Source organism: Paraburkholderia sp. Cpub6 (assembly GCF_014201065.1).
Taxonomy (GTDB): domain Bacteria; phylum Pseudomonadota; class Gammaproteobacteria; order Burkholderiales; family Burkholderiaceae; genus Paraburkholderia; species Paraburkholderia tuberum.
This window is the reverse complement of the sequence record NZ_JACHDM010000025.1, coordinates 48,079-69,044: the sequence shown is the minus strand read 5'-3', so window position 1 is coordinate 69,044 and position 20,966 is coordinate 48,079. Positions and strand designations below refer to the sequence as shown.

13 protein-coding genes and 3 pseudogenes are annotated in these 20,966 nt (G+C 60.4%); 7 read left to right on the top strand and 9 right to left on the bottom strand.

The features are described from left to right. Window positions 1-142 precede the first annotated feature (142 nt). Both HDG33_RS29725 and HDG33_RS29720 read left to right on the top strand, forming a co-directional pair. On the top strand, window positions 143-868 hold the full coding sequence (locus tag HDG33_RS29725) for an OmpW family protein (protein WP_184037727.1): 726 nt from the start codon (window positions 143-145) through the stop codon (window positions 866-868). 183 nt (window positions 869-1,051) lie between these two features. Beyond that, window positions 1,052-2,704 carry a fatty acid--CoA ligase gene (locus HDG33_RS29720; RefSeq protein ID WP_221311583.1) on the top strand — a complete coding sequence of 551 codons (1,653 nt, stop codon included), beginning with the start codon at window positions 1,052-1,054 and terminating at the stop codon, window positions 2,702-2,704. 178 nt (window positions 2,705-2,882) lie between these two features. Here HDG33_RS29720 and HDG33_RS29715 read toward each other — a convergent pair. Both HDG33_RS29715 and mgtA read right to left on the bottom strand, forming a co-directional pair. Then, window positions 2,883-3,395 (bottom strand): annotated as a pseudogene (locus tag HDG33_RS29715) (transposase); the annotation flags it as partial. 241 nt (window positions 3,396-3,636) lie between these two features. Continuing rightward, the gene (gene mgtA, locus HDG33_RS29710; protein WP_184037721.1) at window positions 3,637-6,309 is read right to left on the bottom strand and encodes a magnesium-translocating P-type ATPase; all 2,673 of its coding nucleotides are present in this window, start codon (window positions 6,307-6,309) and stop codon (window positions 3,637-3,639) included. Window positions 6,310-6,556: 247 nt separating this feature from the next. On the opposite strand from mgtA, the gene HDG33_RS29705 reads away from it, so the two are divergent. The 5 genes and pseudogenes from HDG33_RS29705 to HDG33_RS38130 all read left to right on the top strand — a co-directional run bounded on the left by HDG33_RS29705 (window position 6,557) and on the right by HDG33_RS38130 (window position 11,461). Continuing rightward, on the top strand, window positions 6,557-8,509 hold the full coding sequence (locus HDG33_RS29705; protein WP_184037718.1) for a phosphate transport regulator: 1,953 nt from the start codon (window positions 6,557-6,559) through the stop codon (window positions 8,507-8,509). Continuing rightward, window positions 8,506-9,552 (top strand): annotated as a pseudogene (locus HDG33_RS37690) (PEP/pyruvate-binding domain-containing protein); the annotation flags it as partial. The gene HDG33_RS29705 and the pseudogene HDG33_RS37690, both read left to right, overlap by 4 nt. 259 nt (window positions 9,553-9,811) lie before the next feature. After that, window positions 9,812-10,135, top strand: coding sequence for a PEP-utilizing enzyme (locus HDG33_RS37685; protein ID WP_184037715.1), 324 nt, complete (start codon window positions 9,812-9,814; stop codon window positions 10,133-10,135). Between the two features lie 460 nt (window positions 10,136-10,595). Then, window positions 10,596-11,204, top strand: coding sequence for an NAD(P)H-dependent oxidoreductase (locus HDG33_RS29695; protein WP_184037713.1), 609 nt, complete (start codon window positions 10,596-10,598; stop codon window positions 11,202-11,204). Between the two features lie 23 nt (window positions 11,205-11,227). Next, window positions 11,228-11,461, top strand: coding sequence for a hypothetical protein (locus HDG33_RS38130; protein WP_311548398.1), 234 nt, complete (start codon window positions 11,228-11,230; stop codon window positions 11,459-11,461). Window positions 11,462-11,621: 160 nt separating this feature from the next. Here the strand turns inward: HDG33_RS38130 and HDG33_RS38125 are convergent. The 7 genes and pseudogenes from HDG33_RS38125 to HDG33_RS29655 form a co-directional block, all read right to left on the bottom strand. Further along, window positions 11,622-12,011: pseudogene (locus HDG33_RS38125) on the bottom strand (plasmid pRiA4b ORF-3 family protein); the annotation flags it as partial. Window positions 12,012-12,144: 133 nt separating this feature from the next. Beyond that, window positions 12,145-13,620: a PAS domain-containing protein gene (locus tag HDG33_RS29680; protein ID WP_184037707.1), complete on the bottom strand. Its 1,476-nt coding sequence runs from the start codon at window positions 13,618-13,620 to the stop codon at window positions 12,145-12,147. Beyond that, entirely contained in the window at window positions 13,617-14,069 is a 453-nt protein-coding gene (locus tag HDG33_RS29675; RefSeq protein WP_184037705.1) for a response regulator, read from the bottom strand. The genes HDG33_RS29680 and HDG33_RS29675 overlap by 4 nt, the downstream gene beginning before the upstream one ends. A gap of 3 nt (window positions 14,070-14,072) precedes the next feature. After that, a complete protein-coding gene (locus HDG33_RS29670) occupies window positions 14,073-15,635 on the bottom strand; it encodes a PAS domain S-box protein (RefSeq protein ID WP_184037702.1) in 1,563 nt (520 codons plus the stop codon). A 332-nt stretch (window positions 15,636-15,967) separates the two neighbouring features. Next, window positions 15,968-16,549, bottom strand: coding sequence for a hemerythrin domain-containing protein (locus HDG33_RS29665; RefSeq protein ID WP_184037700.1), 582 nt, complete (start codon window positions 16,547-16,549; stop codon window positions 15,968-15,970). A gap of 669 nt (window positions 16,550-17,218) precedes the next feature. Then, window positions 17,219-17,809 carry a rhomboid family intramembrane serine protease gene (locus HDG33_RS29660; RefSeq protein WP_184037697.1) on the bottom strand — a complete coding sequence of 197 codons (591 nt, stop codon included), beginning with the start codon at window positions 17,807-17,809 and terminating at the stop codon, window positions 17,219-17,221. Then, entirely contained in the window at window positions 17,806-20,682 is a 2,877-nt protein-coding gene (locus HDG33_RS29655; protein ID WP_221311582.1) for an AMP-binding protein, read from the bottom strand. The genes HDG33_RS29660 and HDG33_RS29655 overlap by 4 nt, the downstream gene beginning before the upstream one ends. Between the last annotated feature and the right edge of the window lie 284 nt (window positions 20,683-20,966).

The following is a 20,966-nucleotide window of genomic DNA, read 5'->3' as shown; positions in this document are numbered from 1 at the left end:
TCGGCCGCAGCACCGGCGGACGGCGTCGTGTTGCCTGGAGTGCCCAAGCCGGAAGTGGATCCTGGCCCACTTCTAAACGGCATTCCATAGGCCTCGCGAAGCGACGCTCCTCATTTGCAAAACATAAGATATCGGAGACGACATGAAACAGACCGGTGTGGCTATTCTTTTGTCACTCTCGGCGATTTCGGCAGCAAATGCTCAATCGGCGGGTCAGTGGACCATCAACGCGGGGTGGATGCACCTCTCGCCACAAGACTCGAGTCAACCTATGACTGTCAATGCGCTCGGCCGCTCGGCCACGGTTCCCGGGAGTGGTACCTCGGTGTCCGACGCCGATACCTTCTCACTCACGGCGACATACTTCGTGACGGACCATGTCGCGATCGAGACGATTCTGGGCGTGCCGCCGAAATTGAGCCTGAGCGGAACGGGTTCGCTTTCCGGGCTCGGAGAAATGGGTAGTGCGCGCGTCTGGAGTCCGGCGATCCTGGCGCAATATCATTTTGGTGCGCCTAATGCACGATTGCGTCCGTACCTGGGCGCGGGCCTATCTTATGTCTGGTTCAAAAACATCGAGTTGAACAGTCCGGTCGCCACGGGGCAATTCCTCTATTCCCCGACACTCGGCACGCATCTGGAAGGGCCGACGTCAGCATCGCTCAGCAAATCGCTTGCGCCAGTCATTAACGCGGGATTGACGTACAACATCGACTCGCACTGGTCGGTCGGCGTTTCGGCTTCGTACGTCTGGCTGTCGACCAAAGCCACGCTCACGACCCGGTCGTCCCTCGGTACGGTTTCCAGTTCGACCAAGGTAAAGATCAATCCGATTGTCACCTTCGTTTCGGTTGGCTACCGGTTCTGACGATCTCGATACCGTTGATGCCGCTGTCCAGCTCTGTCGCAGTTGTCAATGCGGGGGAGGCCGGTATGCCCGCGACACAAGACGAACAGTGACGTGCACATGTGCGATACGTGATATTGCATGTGGCCTTTAACGCCCCGCTCACGTGGGGACAGACGATGCTATGAAACTATGGAGAATGCGATGCACGACGAGGTGAACCAGCCCACGCTGTCTTCATATACATACCCGCTGTTGATCAAGCGACTGTTGCAAACACCTCTGATTCACGCACCGGATCAGGAGATCGTCTATCAGGGAGGGCTGCGCTTGACCTACGCGCAACTGGAGAAACGTATCGCACAGTTGGCTAACGGACTGCAAAGGCTCGGCGTACAGCATGGCATGACCGTCGCCGTGATGGATTGGGACAGTCATCGCTATCTCGAATGCTATTTCGCGGTTCCGATGATGGGTGCTGTCCTGCAGACCGTGAATGTACGGCTCTCGCCGGCCGAGATCGCGTACACGATCAATCACGCGGGTGCCGACGTGCTGCTCGTTCATACCGATTTTCTGCCGATCATCGAGTCGCTTCATGACAAACTGGAAACGGTGCGCACCTTCGTGCTTATCGACGACGAAGGTATCGGAGCGGCGACAGGAGCGACAGTGTTCGCGCACGAGTACGAGGCACTTCTCGCAGCGAGCCCGCAATACTACGATTTTCCCGACTTTGACGAAAATACGCGCGCCACGACGTTTTACACGACAGGCACGACGGGACTGCCCAAGGGCGTCTATTTTTCGCATCGGCAACTCGTGCTACATAGCGTCAGCGTGATGGCGGCGCTCGCGAGTCCCGAGTCCGGCCAACGCTTTCATCGCGGCGACGTCTACATGCCGCTCACACCGATGTTTCACGTCCACGCATGGGGCATGCCGTACATCGCGACATTGATGGGCGTGAAGCAGGTTTACCCGGGACGGTACGTGCCCGAGCACATAGTGAAGCTCATGCACGCCGAAGGCGTGACGTTCTCGCATTGCGTCGGCACGATTCTGCACATGCTGCTGAGTTGCCCTGAAGCGCGATTGACCGATTTCAGCAGGTGGAAGGTCGTCATCGGCGGTGGGCCACTTTCGCACGGCCTTGCGCGCTCGGCGCTGGCGCGCGGCATTGACGTGTTTACAGGGTATGGAATGTCTGAAAGTTGCCCGGTTCTCACGCTTGCGCAGTTGAAGCCGCACAGTAAGCCGCTCAGCACGGACGAAGCAATCGGTTTGCGTTGCAAAACCGGACTACCGGTGCCGCTCGTCGAGTTGCGCATAGTCGACGAAAACATGCAGGATGTACCGCGCGACGACAATGCGAGCGGCGAAGTCGTCGTGCGCGCGCCGTGGCTCACACAAGGTTATCTAAACAATCCGGATGCGTCCGCGCGCTTGTGGGAGGGCGGTTACCTGCACACTCAGGATATCGCCCGCATCGACCCGGACGGCTTTCTGAAGATCACGGATCGAATCAAGGATGTAATCAAGTCGGGCGGCGAATGGATATCGTCGCTGGAAATCGAGAGTCTGATCTCCACGCATCCGGCGGTGGCGGAGGTCGCAGTCATCGGTATCAAGGACGACAAGTGGGGTGAGCGTCCTGCCGCCCTGGTCGTACTACGCAAGGACGGTACTGCGCCGGTGACGGAAGATGAGATCCGGCAGCACGTGCTGGCCTTTAGCGAGAACGGGCGGCTTTCCAGATACGCGGTGCCACAGGTCGTGAAGTTCGTCGATGCGCTGGAGAAAACCAGTGTGGGCAAGCTGGACAAGAAGAGGTTGCGGGAGAGCTTCGATAGCTAATGGCTGTTACGCGCGACTACACCTTGGGAGCGAACGATACTCCGAGGGGTTCATGTCGTACTGATTGTGTTGAAAAAGTCTTGTTTTGGATCAGGGCGTTGGAGTTGGCATGACGTTATCGAGTTGTGACGATCGGCGAAGCGGTGAACTAGGGCGAGGCAACGATCCTCATTTTTCGTCATGCAACTGCCTGGTTCATCTGCTTGCATCCTGACATGAACCGCTTGGCCATTCTTCGCAGGTTTTGCGCAGTCGCTGCCATCAGGAACTCATCATGAGCACCGCCTGGACCTCGCAGTCGCAAACGGTCCAGTTTCAGGATGCGTTTGAGATGGGCAAAGAGCATTTCCACCTTCTTTCGCTCACGGCAAGGTCGCTTGTATTCAGGCGTCTTCGCAATACGCCTCGTTTCCTCACGCGCAGCTTCATGGATGCTGCGGGCGATCTTGCGGAGAGGTGTATTCGGACAGCAGCGGTCCTTCATCGAACAGCTCTCGCAGTCGAGCTGGCTTGCCCGATAGATGATCGTGTCAGCCTTCGTAACGCGCGAGCGCGGATTCCTGAATTTGCGCCGATCACTGCGTAGTGCGTGCCCGGTAGGACAGCGATATTCATTGGCCAGTTCATCCCAGTGGAACTCGCTGCTGGACAACGTATTGTCCTTGCGCGTCGTCTTACCCCATAAAGGCAGCCCGCTTCGGCGCACGCTACCCATCTGTGGCCGGTCATGTGAGCACCGCCTCATAAAGTTTTACGTTTACGATCCTGAAGCAGATTTGCACGTGCAAAGATCGGTGTGCCCAAAACCTTCCGAATAATCGAGCACCGAAATGACGTCGGACTCACGCGAAAATCCGGACTTCGTCAGCAGACGGCGTTGGTCGTGGCAGCGCGTGCATGAATAACGCTTGGACACCATCGGGACCGTGCACCTAGCTCAATCCAAAACGTCGGACAAACCACGTTTTCATCAAATGGGTCAATGCGGCGTAGCTGAGCAGAATCAACGCCAGGGCGGGCCAATACGCCCACGGCAGCGGGGTAAATCCTAGAACGTCGCCTAGCGATGTGAAAGGCAACGCAATGCCCGCAGTGGCAATGACGAGGCTCGTCGCGATCAGTGCCGGACTCGCTCGACTCTCGAGAAACGGCACTTTTGCCGTGCGGATGATGTGGATGATCAGCGTCTGGGTAAGGAGAGACTCGACGAACCATCCGGTTTGGAACAGACCTGGTTTATGCCCTGCATGGAAAAAGTACAGCATCGTGAAGTACGTCACATAATCGAATATGGAACTGATCGGGCCTATCAGGAGCATGAACTTCACAATGTTTCCGAGGTCCCATCGACGCGGCATGCTGAGATATTCCGGGTCGACGTTATCTGTCGGTATGGCGGTTTGCGAAAAGTCGTAAAGCAGGTTGTTGGTGAGTACCTGAATCGGTGCCATTGGCAGGAATGGCAGAATGATGCTGGCGCCGAGCACGCTGAACATGTTGCCGAAATTCGAGCTCGCCCCCATCTTGATGTATTTGGTGATGTTGCCAAACACTTTCCTTCCTTCCAGCACGCCATCAGCCAGTACGGCAAGGCTTTTTTCAAGAAGGATGATGTCGGCGGAGTCCCTGGCTATGTCGACAGCGCTATCGACTGACACGCCGACGTCAGCGGCTTTGAGCGCGGGACCGTCGTTGATGCCATCGCCAAGAAATCCCACCACGTGTCCCTTCGTATGCAGGGCGTCGACGATAGTGGCCTTCTGCGAGGGCGATAGCTTCGCAAAGACGGATACCGCCTCCGCCACGTCCGCGAGTTCAGCAGGCGGGAGCGCGTCCAGTTCCTTGCCGAGCACGATCCGATCCACGGAGATTCCCACTTCATGACAGATCTTCCGGGTGACAATGTCATTGTCACCCGTGAGAATCTTCACCTGCACACCTTTTTCCTTTAATGCCGCGATGGCCGCCGCGGCTGTTTCTTTTGGCGGATCGAGGAATGCGATGAACCCAAGCAATGTCAGATCGGTTTCGTCGGCAAGTGAATAAGCCGTTTGATTCGGCGGCATCACCTTATAAGCGACGGCTACCACGCGAAAACCATCCGAGTTGAGGGCGTCGGTGATTTTCTTCGTCGTCGCGTAGTGGCTTTCGTCGAGCGTGTTTGTCGCTCCGTCGATGGCGTAGCGGGAGCAAACGGAGAAGATTTCCTCGACAGCGCCCTTGCAGATCATGATGTGCTCGCCGCCATCGCGTGCGAGTATGACGGACATGCGGCGGCGCTCGAAATCGAACGGCATTTCGTCGATCTTTACGTACTGTTCGTGTACCCTTAGCTGCTCGTGGAGCTCGACATGCTTCAGCACAGCAACGTCGAGGAGATTTTTAAGTCCTGACTGGTGGACGCTGTTGAGGTACGCATATTCGAGAACCTGGTCCGATTCATTGCCTTGAATGTCGAGATGACGCTTTAAGATGATGTGATCCTGCGTAAGCGTTCCTGTCTTGTCAGTGCATAGCACATCCAATGCCCCAAAATTCTGGATTGCGTTCAACCGCTTCACGATGACTTTTTTCCGCGACATGTCGATCGCCCCTTTGGCAAGATTGACTGTCACGATCATGGGGAGCATCTCGGGTGTGAGTCCCACGGCGACGGCGACAGCGAAAAGCAACGCGTCAAACCAGTTGCCTTTGGTCAGGCCGTTAATGACGAACACCAGAGGAACCATGATCAGAATGAATCGGATCATCATCCAGGTGAATCGCGTCACACCCCTGTCGAAGCTGGTCTCCACTCGCTGTGCGGCAATTACGTCGGCGATGCGGCCGAAAATTGTCGTCGCTCCCGTCAACACGACAACCCCGCAGCCCGCGCCACTTACGATTGCACTGCCCATAAAGCAGATGTTGGGTAACTCGAAATGAGAGTCGATGGGTGCCGCGTGAGCATGGGACGTTTTCTCGACCGGCATGGCTTCGCCCGTGAGCGCTGACTGATTGACGAACAGATCGCGTGCGGAAATCAGTCGTAAGTCAGTAGGAACCAGATCTCCAGCCGATAGATGAATCACATCGCCGGGAACGAGCTGTTCGATCGGGACATCGACGTGAGTCGCAGCGCCTTGCCTCGCGCGCCGGATGACGGTAGCGGTCGTTCGCACCATCCTGCGAAGCGCGTCTGCGGCCTTGTTGGAGCGGTGTTCCTGGACAAACCCCAGTGAAATGCTGAGGATGACCATAACCGCGATCATGATTGCTGCACGCGGGTCACCGAGCGTGTATGCCACTGTGGCGAGCGATATAAGTAGCAGATTCAGGGGATTGATCGTCCTGCTGCTCAGCTCACCGATGATGCTATGACGTGCCTCGTGAACGACCAGGTTTGGGCCATAGGTGCGCAAGCGGCGCAGTGCTTCATCAGCGTCGAGGCCGGAGGCCGTGCTGTGTAGCCGTCCCAGCGCTTCGTCAGGCGTAAGCTGCGAAAATTCGGTGAGTGTTTCCGCGCTCGCCGTGGAAGGCTGGACCACGGTACGGGACGAACGTCCTAACCGGCTCAAAAACGGAGCGATTGTGTGCAAGCCACGCTTGCCGCCTACAAACATCATGATCACGCTCGTTTCTGATCGGGCGACGTTCCGTCCCCGTCGGTCGGTGGCTCGATAATCAAGGGGCGGCAGGTACTGTCTGGCGCCATGCCGCAGCATCAGTGATAGTTCCTTACGCAATCAGGCGCCGACTGCATCGACCAACAGTTGATGCAGGTCAATCAGCTCGCTGAATCGCCTTCGCTGTCAAAGAAACGTCATATTGACGATCGAGACTGGACTGATTCGCTTACCGCGGGTAGTCACCATGGAAAAGACCGAGGCGATCAATGTGCTGGGAGAGCGCAGCTTGCTGCTGCCAGGCTGGATCCGGGCGGCGCTCGCTGCCAACGACCGCTTGAAGCTTTATCTGAGCGTGCTTCAGGCTGCATCGGCGCACGCCGATGATGCCAACACCGACGCGCTGGATCTGAGCGCGGAACTGGCGGCTGCACATGTCGATGTTCCCTGGCTTCGAGACATGCCGGGCGGTTCATCGCTCGTCAACGACGAACTGCTTGTGCCGGATCTGCGTCGTCTCATGCAACGACTTGGCGAAGATCTCGCTACGATGGCAAAGCCGCTGCGTGGATCGGATTATGACGTGCCGGCTCTGCGAGATCGTATTCAACGCTGGCAAGCCGAACTGGAATCACTGGGGGGCGAGCGGATCAGCCGCGCCCAGTTGCAGGCGCTGACGCGCGGCCGCAATGGCGCCGGCGCGGACGGCTTCCACTGGCTCGTAATGGATCTGCATCGCGCATTAAACAAGCTGGCTGGCTCGCTTTCAAGCGAAGAAGTCGATGGCGCGCATGTATGGCAACTGCAGCCGGCCGACCGCAGATTCATCATCGCGTTCATGCGTGGGTTGAACCGTACGGCGCGGTTGAAGTTCGATCACCCAGGACTCGAGACAGCTGCCACACGCGACGGTGACCGGGTACTGCTGCAGAACGACATCGGCACCAATGACGCGCATGTGCTGGTCATTCAGATCGAGGGCCAGACAGTCACGCTGAGCTATACCGATCTCCACCGGCAACGTTTTGAATTCCTCCAGACCCTTCTTGCCCCCCTTGGGGCGCACTGGACGGGGGTGCAATCGAAGGTGGAGGCCAGTCTCAACGAGGGCGCTGCTTACACGTTCGGCACCGCGCGCTTTGATTGCGTTGACGAACCGGCTCTCGATGCGACCCTGGAAAGCATCGGCTCGCGCATCGTGTTCCTCATTGACTGGAACAGGGCACGCAAACGGCTACTGCCTTTTGTCGACAAGGACACGGCAGTCGCAGTGCTGATCGAATCCGCGCAAAGCGAGGCTGGGCACATAGGGTGGTTGAAGGCGGGCGGCGAAGCGCTGATTTACGCGGCCATGCAGGATGTGGGACAAGGTGTATTCCGGATCGGTGACCGGCTCGATGCAATACTGGGAGCCGCCGACGCGAAAGCATTTCTGGTCGACGTTCTGCAAACCGCCAGTCGCGTGCTCCTCGGTGGGCACCCCGTGGCACTCGTTGCAGATGAGACCCGCCTGCTACTTGCCAGGAGGGTGCGCCAGCGCAGCAGCGAATTCGAATTGCTTGAGGAACACGCGGCCTACTGCAATGCGTTGGCGCAAACGGTATCCGACGGGCTGATGCATGACGTGGCGGCCGGGGCGGACGCAGACGCGGTGCGTGCGCTGGCGTCGAGAGCCAAAGTGTGGGAGCGGCAGGCAGACCATCTGGTGATGCGCGCGCGTGAGCAAGCCCACCGGCAACCACGCTGGCAGCCATTCGCGCATTTGCTTGAACTTTCCGATGACGTTGCCGACGCTCTGGAAGAAGCAGCGTTTCTGATGTCCTTGATCGCCGAAGGTCATCAGCGCGATTGGGACGACGACGTCAGAAGCGCGTTATCGCGTCTTGCGCAAACCGTGTTGCTGGCGACGCAAGAGCACGTGAAGGCGCTATCCATCGCGCGGTGTCTCGGCGATTCAAGTGACACGTTGGACACTGACAGTTTCCTCGCGGCGTTATGGAACGTTTTGCGCTCTGAACGCCAGTGTGATGAATTGCTGCGTGCTGCCCGGCGCGCAATTCTCGCCGTGGTGCTCGATGCGCCTACACTGATGCTCGCGAATGATCTGGCTACCACGCTGGAAACGGCGTCGGATCGTCTGCTTGTTGCGGGGTATGCGCTGCGCGATGTTGCTTTCGGCAAGGCAGGAGCAAGCGCATGAATGAACGTGCATTTCATGGTACGCCACCGCTGTGTGAAAGCGTCTATCTGATCGGCTGCAAAGCGGCGCAGTCCGCTAACGTGGACCCGGCGCGTGTGTCGACGGATGAGATCGGCTTCAAGGCCCACAATCTTGCACGCATGGCTAATCTTGGCCTTCCCGTGCCGCCGGCATTCGTGCTCGGTACGCACTACTGCAGGGACGCTGACCTGCGAAAAGCCTCAACCTCGAACGCAGTGTGGGGCAGTGCACTTCAGGAACTCGAGCAGACAACCGGCAAGCGCCTCGGTGATACGAGACAGCCGCTCCTTCTCTCGGTGCGTTCCGGGGCGCCCGTTTCGATGCCGGGCATGATGGACACGCTGCTCAACATCGGGCTCTGCGATGCGACGATTGCAGGGTTGTTGCGTCAGACCGGCAATCCGCGGCTTGTCTGGGACACCTATAGCAGGCTCGTTGCGAGCTATGGAGAACTGGTCGCAAATGTCCCTGCGAAAGTCTTCGAAACTGAACGCGAGGCGATTGCCGGCAAGCGCGACGAACAGACGCTCGATTTTGCCGAACTACGCGAACTCACGCATCGTTGCCTTGCCGTCTACGAGCGCGCAAGCGGTCAGCCGTTTCCACAGAATCCGCAGCATCAACTGGCGGGCGCGATAGGCGTAGTGCTCCGAAGCTGGCAGTTGCCGAAAGCCGTCGCGTACCGAAGCCGATGCGGTATCAGTGATGCGATCGGAACGGCCGTAACGATACAGGCAATGGTGTTTGGCAATGCCGGCGGTCGTTCGGGCGCCGGCGTTGGGTTTACGCGCGATCCTGTCAACGGCGAGCCGAATCTCTGGGTGGATTTCCTGTTTAATGCTCAGGGTGAAGACGTCGTGTCCGGCAGACGTAGCGCCCGAGGCCATCAGGAACTAGCCCGGACCATGCCGGTTGTCTGGGCGTCACTACGGGACGCGGCGGCAACGCTTGAGCGGGAGTTCGGCGACATGCAGGACTTCGAGTTCACAGTGCAGGATGGTTGCCTCTATATGCTGCAAACCCGCAATGGCAAGCGCACGCCGGAAGCGGCCGCGCGGATTGCGCTGGACATGCTCGACGAAGGCATCATCACCGCGGCCACCGCTCGTGAACGCACCACGGAGCTTAGTCCCGCGGCTTTGGTGCGTACATGTATTGCGGCGCCTGATGGTCGCTCGCTGATCCCGCTGGCACACGCTGCGAGCGCGACGAGCGGAGTGGCGATGGGCGAAATTGCGCTTGACGAGGCGCGCGCGCGAACGCCACGCCGCTGGTGCGGCTGTGATCCTGGTGCGCCGCGACGCCGAGACCGAGGACATCGCTGCTCTCGACATTGCGTCCGGACTGCTGACGCAGCGGGGCGCGCGGACTTCGCATGCGGCTGTCGTGGCGCGGCAGCTTGGCAAGGTCTGTCTGGTGGGCTGCACGACGCTGCGGCTCGAAGAGCCGACCCGTAGGTTGCAGATCGGGGAAACGTGGATGTGTGAGGGGGACATCCTAACCTTGGATAGCGGCGACGGTTCAGTCTATGCCGGTGCCGTGCAGACCGCGGTCGAACCGCTTGTCGAACTGCAGTCCCGTCTCGCACGACTGCGGGCACAGTGACCGGTGCGATCCGTCTATCGGCCCACGGGCCTGGCGCACATCCAGGAAAAAGTCGAACGCCACGCTTTGTCACCGCAACCTGGGGGAGAAGGTGGCGAGCCACATGCGCGGCGTGATGGGCTGGCCAACCGGCTCGACGTACCCAACAGCGACGCCGTGGCCCACGTTGCCGAGCCCATTTATGCGGCTCTCGCGGGCGGCGTGCAGCGGGAGCTCGCGGGCGATCCCTATCACGGTCGAGGACGGCGTGGCGACGCTGGGCAGCACGATGTGGTTGCTGCGCGACCGGCGTGCGGCGCGTGGTCGGCAGGCTGGTTGTCGAATGAGCCGGGGCGCTGGGCACGTTCAGCGCAATCCCCGCATTGTTGATCTGTGTCAATCGGGTGGCTGTCGGGACGCGCACGATGATCCCGTCCGTGCGCAATAACGCCGCGCGGCGCGTTTTTGAAAGGCCCCTGCCATGCAGAAACACCTGATCGTGGTCACGCATCCGGTGGAAGACAGCTTCACCATGAGCGTGACGCGCGCCTACCTTGGGGAACTGATCCGCATAGGTCATGACGTGCGCGTTCACGACCTGTACCGGATGGGGTTCGATCCCGTGCTTTCCGCGCAGGAATTGACCGAGGGAAGCGACGCGCACCTTCGCATGGCCGACGTCTTGATCGCGCAGAAAGACGTGCTCGCGGCGGATGTCGTGACTGTCGTTTATCCCCTCTGGTGGATGGCGATGCCTGCGATGATGAAAGGCTACATCGACCGCGTGTTCAGCCGAGGTTTCTCGTATGAGACGCAACCGGGCGGCGTGCACGGCCTGCTGTCCGGACGCCGCGCCGTCGTGGTGACCGTCTCCGCCTCACCGTTGGCCTCTTTTGTGGCGGACGGCCGATGGCAAGCGCTGCAGCTGCTGCAGGATACACACGTTTTCCGCGCATCCGGTTTCGACCTGATCGGGCACCTGCATTTCGACGAAGTCGGTCCGGCTATGCCTCCTGCCATGGCCGCCACTCATTTCGCGCAGGTGCGTGAATTCGTTCGCGGGCATTTCGCTTCGGTGCCGGCGGCGTGAATTACAAATGAAACGAACCCGCGGTGGGGCGCTTCAAGTGTTCACCAGCGCGCCAGATCGACGACGGCACGGCCACGTTGACCTGCAAGGTTGCCTCGCACGGCGAGCGGCGGCTCGTCTACGGAGCGGCCAAAGTGGCGCCGGGCGTGCGCACGACGGCGTTCTTCTGCACGCCACGAGGATTCGTGATGGGGCATTCACGGCCACCTCCACAAGGTTTCGCCGATGCGCGAATGACGCAGCGGGTGCCGCGCTAGCTGCAGCGTTTCCCCTCGATACACCGATCCAGCCAGATGAGCCATTCGCCGACCTCACGCGCAGATCGTTCACTTCTATCCTGTTTTCGCCTAGCGTCTCGACCCATTCGAGAAACTCGTACTCGCCGTGCTCTTCCAGAGCGGTCATGTATCTCTCGGGACCGCCGGCGTGTTCTGGCGGGCAACGCCCAGCCCCCGCGGTACAGCGTGGTAGTGGCTTTGACCGCTGGTTGTACGCTCGCCGCTCGACGCGCACGTCATGTAACCATCACGAGGTGAAGTCGTACACGTAGGCAACGCGCTCATGCTCGCGCAAGTCAAACGCCGCTAGCGACAGGGTGTCTGGGCCGTCGAAGAACTGCAACGCGCCGTCGCGATGTCCGCCGTAACGCCAGCCGCGAATGACGAACCGGTGCAGGTGTTCGTCGTTCGAGCCCATGGCGAGTTGCATCACACGATGCAGTTGCGCAACCGTGATCTGCTCGGGAATCAGGAGTCGCCACCAGACCGGCGGGCTGACGCCGCGCAGACTGACTCGTAGCTGCAGCACGGAAGTCGCCCGATCACGGTGGCCCGTTCTAACGGATAGCGGCTCCGAACGGCCGGGGAAACTGGTTTCGATCGCTTTCACGGTGAAGCGACGAACCGGAGATGCCGCTGCGCCTTTGACGTTCTCGGGCAGCTTACCTTTGTCCTTTGCCCTCGACCATCGCAAGCGGCAACGAGAGGGATAACGCAAAGCCCTGCTCAGGGGCAGTCCGAATCCGTAATTCGCCGCCGAGCGCTATGGCACGCTCGCGCATGCCCAACAAGCCGAACGAATTCCTTGCAGGTCGCCTATCGCTCAAGCACCCTCGACCATTGTCTATGATGCTGACGATACAGTTCGGCCCGTCTCGCACGATTTTGAGCGTCACTTCGGTCGCGCCTGAATGGCGTGCGACGTTGGTCATCGCTTCCTGGACGACTCGGAACACCGCAGACGCGCTCTCGCCATTGAAGTCGATGTCGTCCGCGCCGATGTGACGGATGACGCGTACACCATGCCGCGCCGAGAACTGGTCGCTGAACCATTCGATGGCCGGGATCAGGCCGAGATCGTCCAGCATCGCGGGACGCAGGTCCGCAGCAATTCGCCTCACGGACCCAACGAGCTGATCGATCAACGCGTATATGGTGCGCAGATCCGCATCGGCCAATGCCGTCATGGCGGCCTCGGCGCGGTTTTCGATTCTCGCGACCTCAATTTTCAATGCAGCCAGTTGCTGGCCGAGATCGTCGTGCAGCTCGCGCGCGATACGGGTTTTTTCCTCCTCGCGAACGTGCTGGATATTCGCCGAGAGGTGCTGCAATTCTTCGCGCGACTCTCGCAGCGCTTCATCCGCCCGTTTCCGATCCGTCACGTCCATGATCCAGCCAACCATACGATAGGGCTCACCGGCGCGGTTCCACAACGCCTGGCCGCGAGAGTGTATCCACTGGAACTCGCCAGATCGGGTGCGTACTCGATATTCGACGTCGTAGGCACGCTTGCGTTCGAGATGCGCCGCGAGGCTGGTTTTGACCCGATCGATGTCGTCTGGGTGAATCGACTCAAGTAAAAGCTGCGTTCGATTCGGCAGTTCATCGCCGGCATACCCCAGGATTTCCTTGAAGTGAGGCGAAAGATATATTGCATCGGTTTGCAGATTCCAGTCCCACAAGCCTGCAGTTGCGCCACTTATCGCAAGCTGAAACCGCTCCTCGCTTTCTTTGAGCGCCATGGCTGCGCGATGACGTTCAATCGCGTATCGGATGACCCGGCTCAACTCCGACGGGCGCATCTCCCGCTTGGAGAGGTAATCCTGAGCGCCGTCCTGGATCGCCAGCAGGCCGACCGACAGGTCATCAAGGCCGGTGAGAACCAACACTGGCAACTCGGGCGCCTGCCGGTGGAAGGTTCTAAATGTGTCAAGGCCCTGTGCGTCCGGCAACCCCAGGTCGAGCAGCACCACGTCGAAATGGCTAGTCTGGGTGCGCGCAAGCGCGTCCGACAAGCACTCTGTGTGTGCCAGCTGGTGCTGAAAATCCAGCACATCCGTGAGCGTCTCGCTGATCAGCAGAGCGTCGGTTGGGCTGTCCTCTACCAGGAGGATCTCGATTTCGGCAAGCGCATTCATGACTTGACGGGAGGTAGGGTGACGACGCTAAACCAGAAGTCCTTGATGCTGCGCACGACATCGGCAAACTTGGCGAAATCAACGGGCTTGGTGATGTAGCAGTTGGCATGGAGGCCGTAGGTTCTGGCCACATCCTCCTCCGACTTGGACGTGGTCAGCACGACCACCGGGATGGTCATGAGTTCTGGGTCTGCCTTCAGCTCCTTGAGCACTTCCCGCCCGCTCTTTTTGGGGAGATTGAGATCGAGGATGATCAGACCGGGGCGAGGCGCAGCGCTATGCTTGCCCTCGCGCCGCACATATTCCATCGCTGCGACGCCATCTTCCGCGACGTGCAGGGGATTCAGCACTTTGTAGTATTCGAGGGCCTCACGCGTCATCATGACGTCCGTGGGACTGTCCTCGACGAGGAGGATGTGAACCAGATCGTCCGTTGCGTCGGAAAGCATTGGCTACTCCTGCGGAGTGGACTGAGCTTGAACTCTACCGTCCGTCTTGGCATTCAGTGTGAAAAAGAACGTCGTTCCGCTGCCGGGAGCAGACTCGACCCAGATGCGGCCACCATGCTGCCCGACGATTCGCTTGCACAGCGCAAGTCCTATCCCAGTGCCTGGATATTCGACGCGCGAATGCAGGCGCTGGAAGATCAGAAAAATGCGCTCGAAGTATTGGGGATCGATTCCAATCCCGTTGTCTTTCACCGAGATTACCCAATCGTCGCCCTGACGCACGGCATCGATATTGATCTGCGCAGGGCGGTCGCTATGCCGGAACTTGAGAGCATTTCCCACCAGATTCTGAAAGAGCAGCGTGAGCTGCGTGGGATTTGCGATCACGGTGGGCAGGTCTGCGCGACTAATCATCGCGCCAGACTCCTGGAGGCCGACGCTCAGGCTTTTCAGGGCCCGATCGAGTGCCTTCCCGCATTCGGTCAGTTGACGCGCGGCTTCGGATCGGCCTACACGGGAATAGGCGAGCAGGTCGTCGATGAGCGTCTGCATTCGGATCGCGCCGTCCACCGCGTGCGCAATGAACTCATCAGCACGCGCATCCAGTTGCCCCTGATATCGGCGTTGCAGCAGTTGCAGTGGGCCTGCGACGGCGCGCAACGGTTCCTGCAAGTCATGGGAAGCCACATACGCAAACTGCTCCAGGTCCTGATTGGAACGGGCCAGTTCCTCGGTCCTTCTCACGAGCTCCTGTTCCGCACGCTTGCGCTCCGTAATGTCGACGATCGCAGCGAGCACAAAGACTTCCTCCGAGGTTCGGACCGGGTTGAGTCCGATTTCAACCGGGAATTCCGAACCATCCTTGCGCAGCCCGTAGAGATCGCGGCCGGTGCCCATCGAACGAGGTTTCAGGTCGTCGAAGTACGCGGCCCGATAGCCATGATGGCCGGCACGGAAGCGCTCAGGTACGAGTGTCTCGATGGTCTTTCCGAAGAGCTCCTCGCGTGCATAGCCAAACAGCTTTTCGGTCTGCGCGTTCACGAGAACAATCCGGCCCTCGCGCTCCACCATCACCATCGCATTGGGTGCCGCTTCCACCACCTGCCGGAAACGCTCCTCCAGCCGTCTGCGCTCGGTAATGTCGACAACGGCCGCCAGGACGAATACGCCCTCATTGGTCGTGACCGGATTGAGTCCAATCTCGACCGGGAATTCGGAGCCATCCTTGCGCAGAGCGAAGAGGTCGCGGCCGATGCCCATCGGGCGACTCTTCAGGTCGTCATAGAACGTACGACGGTATCCCGAATGGGCGGAACGGAAGCGCTCCGGTACGAGTTGATCGACGCTATACCCGAGTAGTTCGTCGCGCGAATAGCCGAAGAGTTTTTCCGTCTGTGCATTCACCAGGACGATGCGGCCGTCGCGGTCGGCCATCACCATGGCGTTGGGCGCAGCCTCCACCACCTGCCGGAAGAGTTCATGGGTCAGGCCGCTCAGTTGCTTGTACGGTTCCAATTCGATCTCCGGATTCGTTTTCGAATTGACTGTCGGAATACAGTCGGCCATTGACTGCTCAGCAAAGGCGCCTGCCTGTCAGCCGAATCATTTACCGCGCAGGATTGCTCCGCCGAACCTGGTTTCTGCTTCCACGCAGCGTTCGGCCCGCGCATTCCATTTTATAACCGCGACGCCGGCTCGGGTCTACGGGGGGGACGACAGCGGCAACGTACCAGGTCGTCCTCAGGGGGCGATTAGTCCAAGTGAGCGCCAGGAGATCTGTCCAAAGTTCCATCGATTCCGGTCAGCCAAAGCCGCGGGATGGATGACCCAAACTGGCCGCTGTGAGAGGCATCTCCCGTACGCACCACAACTCGCCAACTCTGCGAGACGCCAGAGTTTCAGTGGCTGACTTCCCGAATGATGTTCACGATCATGTGGAACAGCTTGTCGAGATCCTCTTCCAGTTCGACACCCTTGAAGGGATCGCGATTCGAGCCGAACGCCGCATCGATTTCCGCCCAGTCGTCTGCGGTTAGGACGTGCAGGGCGACGGGTAAGACTACCTCTTCTTCGATCCGACGGTGATTTGCGCAAAAGCTTGCATATTGTTCGACCTGGCTGCGAAGGTCTGCGAGCGCGGAGTTCCCTGCCAATTCATAACGGGTTAATGCGTGCTCGAGATTCCGAACCCTCGTCTCGCCTTCGGCATGTTGACGAGTCAGTTCGTCCAAAACGTCATTGAGTTCATTGGTGCGCTCTCGTATCCGCATGAACAGGTGCTGTTCCTCTTTCGGATGATGAACACGTTCTGGATACTCCCGGACGTAGTAAAGCATTGACCGAAAGACCACGAAAGCAGGTGCAGCGCCATCTTGCTCGCGAAGCCGAACAAACTGGAGCATCCCGCCGATCACCGTCGTCAGCTGCTGATGCTCCTTGAGGATGATACTGGGCCCATCCCTGCGTCCCCAGGCGTTCATGGGACATCTCCGTCAAAATTGTATTCAGCGTAACAGCCCAGCACTGCAGAACTGCGTATGCCGCAACTTAGCTAGCTAGCGCCGCTGGTTACAGACTGAACCTGCCAGGACCGAGCGCATTGATCGCGATCAGATCAGCTTGCAACGATTACGGCGGCAATTCCAGTAGCGTTGCCGGCGACCTTCTCTGTTGGGACTGTCTGTGCGTCAGGGCGCTTGCAAACGCGAGTGTTTTATTGACGCGCCTCTTTACGACCACGCGGCGGCAGTATGGACGCGCGTTGCCAGAGGTTTTTGATGCTTCCCTCAATGGGAGACACCTTTATCGCGAATCCGACCGCGCCTGCCGGCAAGGCATGCCTGCAAAACGGGAACGCCGATGAGATGAGCCATCTTTTCCCGGTAGCGCGGGTGCATGCATACGAGCGTCAACACCACGAACGCACCGGGCAACGCAAGGAAACCGAAAAATACGAGTCGCTTTAGCATGGCGGATTCTGGGCGTGGGGTGAGTGGGGATGCAGCCAGCTTAGGCGTCGCGTGTCGGCGGGGCTTGATATGTGTCAATCGTCGCGGGTCGAATGGGGTAATGAGGCACAAAACTGACGTGCCCACATCGGTGCGGTCTGCCGTCGTATGCGCGGGATCGGTGGCACAGCATTGCGGCCCTCAGTCGGTCCTCCGTTCGTGTGGCGTATGCATCCAGTGCAGTAACAGCGTCGCCGCCCCCAGCATGCCGCCAACATGCGCAAAGTGGGCGGCGCCGCTTTGTGCGCCGGAAATGCCAAGAACGAGTTCCAGCACGCCATAGCCGGTAGCGAATAGCCACGCGGGCATCGGCACGGGCGGGAAGAGCAGGATCACACGGCGGTGCGGGAACAGCAGTGCGTAGGCGATCAGCAGGCCGAACACGCCGGCCGAGGCGCCGATGGCCGGTACACGCACCGTCGCATCAGCGAGGCTTGCCAGCAACTGCAGCAGCGCCCCGCTCATCACGCTGGTGCCATACAGCAATGCCAGGTGCGTGCGACCTATCGCGGCCTCCACGTCGCGGCCAAACATGTACAGTCCGAACATGTTGACGGCGAGGTGCATGAAGTTGCCATGCAGGAAACTGTAGGTCAGCAGCTGCCACACGTGAAATGCCGGCGTACTACTACTGCCCGCTGGCCAGAGCGCGAAGAGTCCGATCAGCCGCTCAGGAGCGAGTTGCTCAACCAGAAAAGCGGCGGCGTTCAGGGCGATTAATAGACCGATCATGGTACGGTGCTCGCGAAGTCGTGTTCGCTGTCATGCTCTAGCGCCGTCTTATCGACAGGATGTGCGATCAGGGAAGGTTCGCCGCAACGCGCGAGGATCGCGTTCCGGGCGGCTTCGCGGAGTCGGGTCATTGCGCCGAGGTCGGAGCCGTCGGGAACGATGGGCGGCAAGATGACGACCTTGATGGACCCCAATCGCGGCAACCATACGCCGTCCGGCAACACCGCGCGCACTCCGGCCAGCGCCACCGGCACGACGGCGCGGCCGGCGGCGCAGGCCACCCGGAACGCGCCCAGGTGAAATGGCCTTAAGCCCGCGCCGCGACCGAACGTGCCCTCTGGAAAGAAGAGCAAAGGCGAGTCGCCGTCCGCCTGCTGTACGAGCCGCCGCTCGTCGTCGACACTGCCCCGGTATTCCCGTCGCTCCACAAACGAGGTGCCGATCGCGCGCAGAAAACGGCCGGCCAACCAGTGGCGGTCCAGGCCCCGCTTGGCGACGAACCGGACAGGCTGCGGTAGTACGGCGAGCAGGATCAAGCCGTCCAGATAGCTGCTATGGTTCGCCACCATGACGAGCTCGCGCATCGCCGCTGATCGCGCATCGATCTCAACGTCGACGCGCAACCCGGTCAGCCGCAAAAACAGACGGCCGACGGCGGCTGCCCGACGCCAGTTGCGCGACGTGTCGACCGACAGGAAGACCGTGCCTATGAGTGGCGAGAGCATGCCAAGGAGCGTCCAGCAGTAGAGCCCGTATGCCGCGTGCGCGGCCTGCCGCACGATCCGTCGCAGGAGCGGCAAGAGGGCGCCCACGACGACGCTGGCGAATTGGCGCCATACAGGACTCGCCGGTGACGGCCTGCCGCCGTGTTCGAACTTGTCGAGGGTGGCGGCGTGTCTGATCTTGCCGCTCGGTGTCTTGAGAATGGTGTCCGGTGCGACGAGGCACACGTGCTCGGCAGGCGCGCCCAGCACTTCGACTGCCGTGGCGCGGACGCGCGCGAGCAGTTGCTCGCGCGCGGCGGCTTGCGTCAATGCCGTTTCCGCGAGGATCACGACGCGCTCGGTGCCGCTCGCGCGATCCGTGCTGCCGCATACGGCCACGCCGCCGGCAGGGATACCCGGCAGCCTGCCGATCGCCTCCTCGAGTTCGTATGGGAAGATGTGGTGGCCGCCGCGAATGATCAGATCTTTGGCTCGACCCGTGATGAAGAGTTCGCCGTCGGCGAGATAGCCGAGATCGCCGGTGTCGAGCCAGCCGTCGTGGATCAGCCGCGCGGTCTGTGTGGGGTTATGAAAATAGCCCATCGTCGCCGACGGGCCACGAAACTCAATGCGACCCACCTGGCGTTGCGGCTGTTCTCTGCCGTCCTCGTCGACTATTCGGATCTCGACGCTGTCCAGCGCTTCGCCGCAGCCCACTACTTCAATCGCGTCTGCGTCAGAGGCGGCCGGCAATGCGTGTCCTGTGGCGCCGAGCGCGTCGCGTTGCACGCGGTCCACATGCAGCCCGCGGCCGGGACGCGGAAAGCTCAAGCCCAACGTGTTTTCTGCGAGCCCGTAGACGGGCGTCACCGCGCGCGCGTCGAAGCCATAGTGGCCGAAACGCGCCGCGAACGCGCGGACAGTAGCGGCGCTGACCGGCTCGGCGCCGCAGAAGGCAAAGCGCAACGACGACAGATCGAGACCGGCCAGGATGGCTTCGTCAAGATGTTGGGCGCAATGCGCATAGGCGAAATTCGGCGCGGCGGTGAGCGTGCCGCGATAGCGCTGGATCAGTCGCAACCACCGCTCCGGGCGCGCCAGAAAAACGGTGGGCGGCATCACGACTAGCGGCATGCCGAAATACAAGGGCCCGAACCACGCGCCGATCAGCCCCATATCGTGGTAAAGCGGGAGCCAGCTGACCAGCACGTCGGCGGACGTCACCTGCATGCGCGCGCCCATGGCGCGGATATTGGCAAGCAGGTTGGCATGCGTGAGCATTACGCCTTTCGGGTCGCCGGTGCTGCCTGACGTGTATTGCAGGAGCGCAATGTCACTGGCCGCCAGTGGCACGGACGTTTCATTGCGGTCGACACCGATTTGCGCCGCCGTCAGGACCTGTTGCAAAGCGGGCACATGCAGCTTCAGAAGACGGCCCACGCCGACCACTTCAGGCGAGGCGATCAGCGCTTTGGCGCCGGCATTCGACAGTACGGCTGCGTGGCGCCGGACGTGCTCTTCGATCTGCGAGACGCGAGCGGGCGGGTAGATCGGAACGGGAACGGCGCCACTCATCAATATCGCGACAAACGAGACGAAGTAATCCCAACCGGTCGCCAGCATCAGTGCAACCGTATCGCCGGGGCCGATTCCGTGGCGGCGCAGACCCGACGCAGCCGCGGCGGCGCGGCGATACAGATCGCCGTAGGACAGCTCGGCAGGCGTCATGCCATCTTCGAGAAAAACGATGTGCGTGCGCTGCGGATGCCGGTCGACGTGCCACTGCAATACCTCGATCAGTGTCGTCGCCTCATGCGGTTCTTCGGTCAAAAGCGACGCCGGCGCCTGCGCGCGCTGCGCAATCGACGGCTGTTCGCCGCCGGAAGCCGCCGGCTCCTCTGAGCGTTTGATGGCCTGTACGAGGTCGGCGGGCGTTAGTGCGGTGGAAAAGGCATCGAGCGGCACGCGGACATGAAGCGTCTGCTCAATCCGGCTAAACAGTTCAGCGCGCGCAAGACTGTCGAAACCAAGATCCCGTTCTAACTGCGAGTCGAGATTGACGGATCCTGGGGGGGCCGCGTCGGCGTGGGTTTCCGCGTAGAGCGTTGTGACCACGCCGAGAACTCCTTCGGCCAGGTGCGTGCTGTCGAATAGCTGATCGGTTCCCATCGCGGCTCCCCCGTCGCAGGTACTACCTTGACTTGTCCAGTACGTCCAGGTTGACGAGCGGCACGTACTTCCATGTCCCCGCCGCCTTCGACGTGCCATCCATGGTTGAGCGCCCGCCCGCGCGATCGAACATGGGAGCGAACGGCGCCCTGAAGCGGTGTTTCGCAGAGCGCGCGAGCGGGTGAACGACGTCAGCGCTACGGCAAACGCGAGTTACGCCTGCTATTCGACAGCAGACGGCCGGCGCCCAGTTGATCTGGGTCAAGCGACACAGCGCCCCCGCC

Bases quoted from the DNA above. Each gene is read 5' to 3' on its own strand.
- HDG33_RS29670 (WP_184037702.1), bottom strand. From the start codon at position 15,635: ATGGCCGACTGTATTCCGACAGTCAATTCGAAAACGAATCCGGAGATC.
- HDG33_RS29680 (WP_184037707.1), bottom strand. From the start codon at position 13,620: ATGAATGCGCTTGCCGAAATCGAGATCCTCCTGGTAGAGGACAGCCCA.
- HDG33_RS29720 (WP_221311583.1), top strand. From the start codon at position 1,052: ATGCACGACGAGGTGAACCAGCCCACGCTGTCTTCATATACATACCCG.
- HDG33_RS29725 (WP_184037727.1), top strand. From the start codon at position 143: ATGAAACAGACCGGTGTGGCTATTCTTTTGTCACTCTCGGCGATTTCG.
- HDG33_RS29665 (WP_184037700.1), bottom strand. From the start codon at position 16,549: ATGAACGCCTGGGGACGCAGGGATGGGCCCAGTATCATCCTCAAGGAG.
- HDG33_RS29705 (WP_184037718.1), top strand. From the start codon at position 6,557: ATGGAAAAGACCGAGGCGATCAATGTGCTGGGAGAGCGCAGCTTGCTG.
- HDG33_RS29675 (WP_184037705.1), bottom strand. From the start codon at position 14,069: ATGCTTTCCGACGCAACGGACGATCTGGTTCACATCCTCCTCGTCGAG.
- HDG33_RS29695 (WP_184037713.1), top strand. From the start codon at position 10,596: ATGCAGAAACACCTGATCGTGGTCACGCATCCGGTGGAAGACAGCTTC.
- HDG33_RS29660 (WP_184037697.1), bottom strand. From the start codon at position 17,809: ATGATCGGTCTATTAATCGCCCTGAACGCCGCCGCTTTTCTGGTTGAG.
- mgtA (WP_184037721.1), bottom strand. From the start codon at position 6,309: ATGATGTTTGTAGGCGGCAAGCGTGGCTTGCACACAATCGCTCCGTTT.
- HDG33_RS29655 (WP_221311582.1), bottom strand. From the start codon at position 20,682: ATGGGAACCGATCAGCTATTCGACAGCACGCACCTGGCCGAAGGAGTT.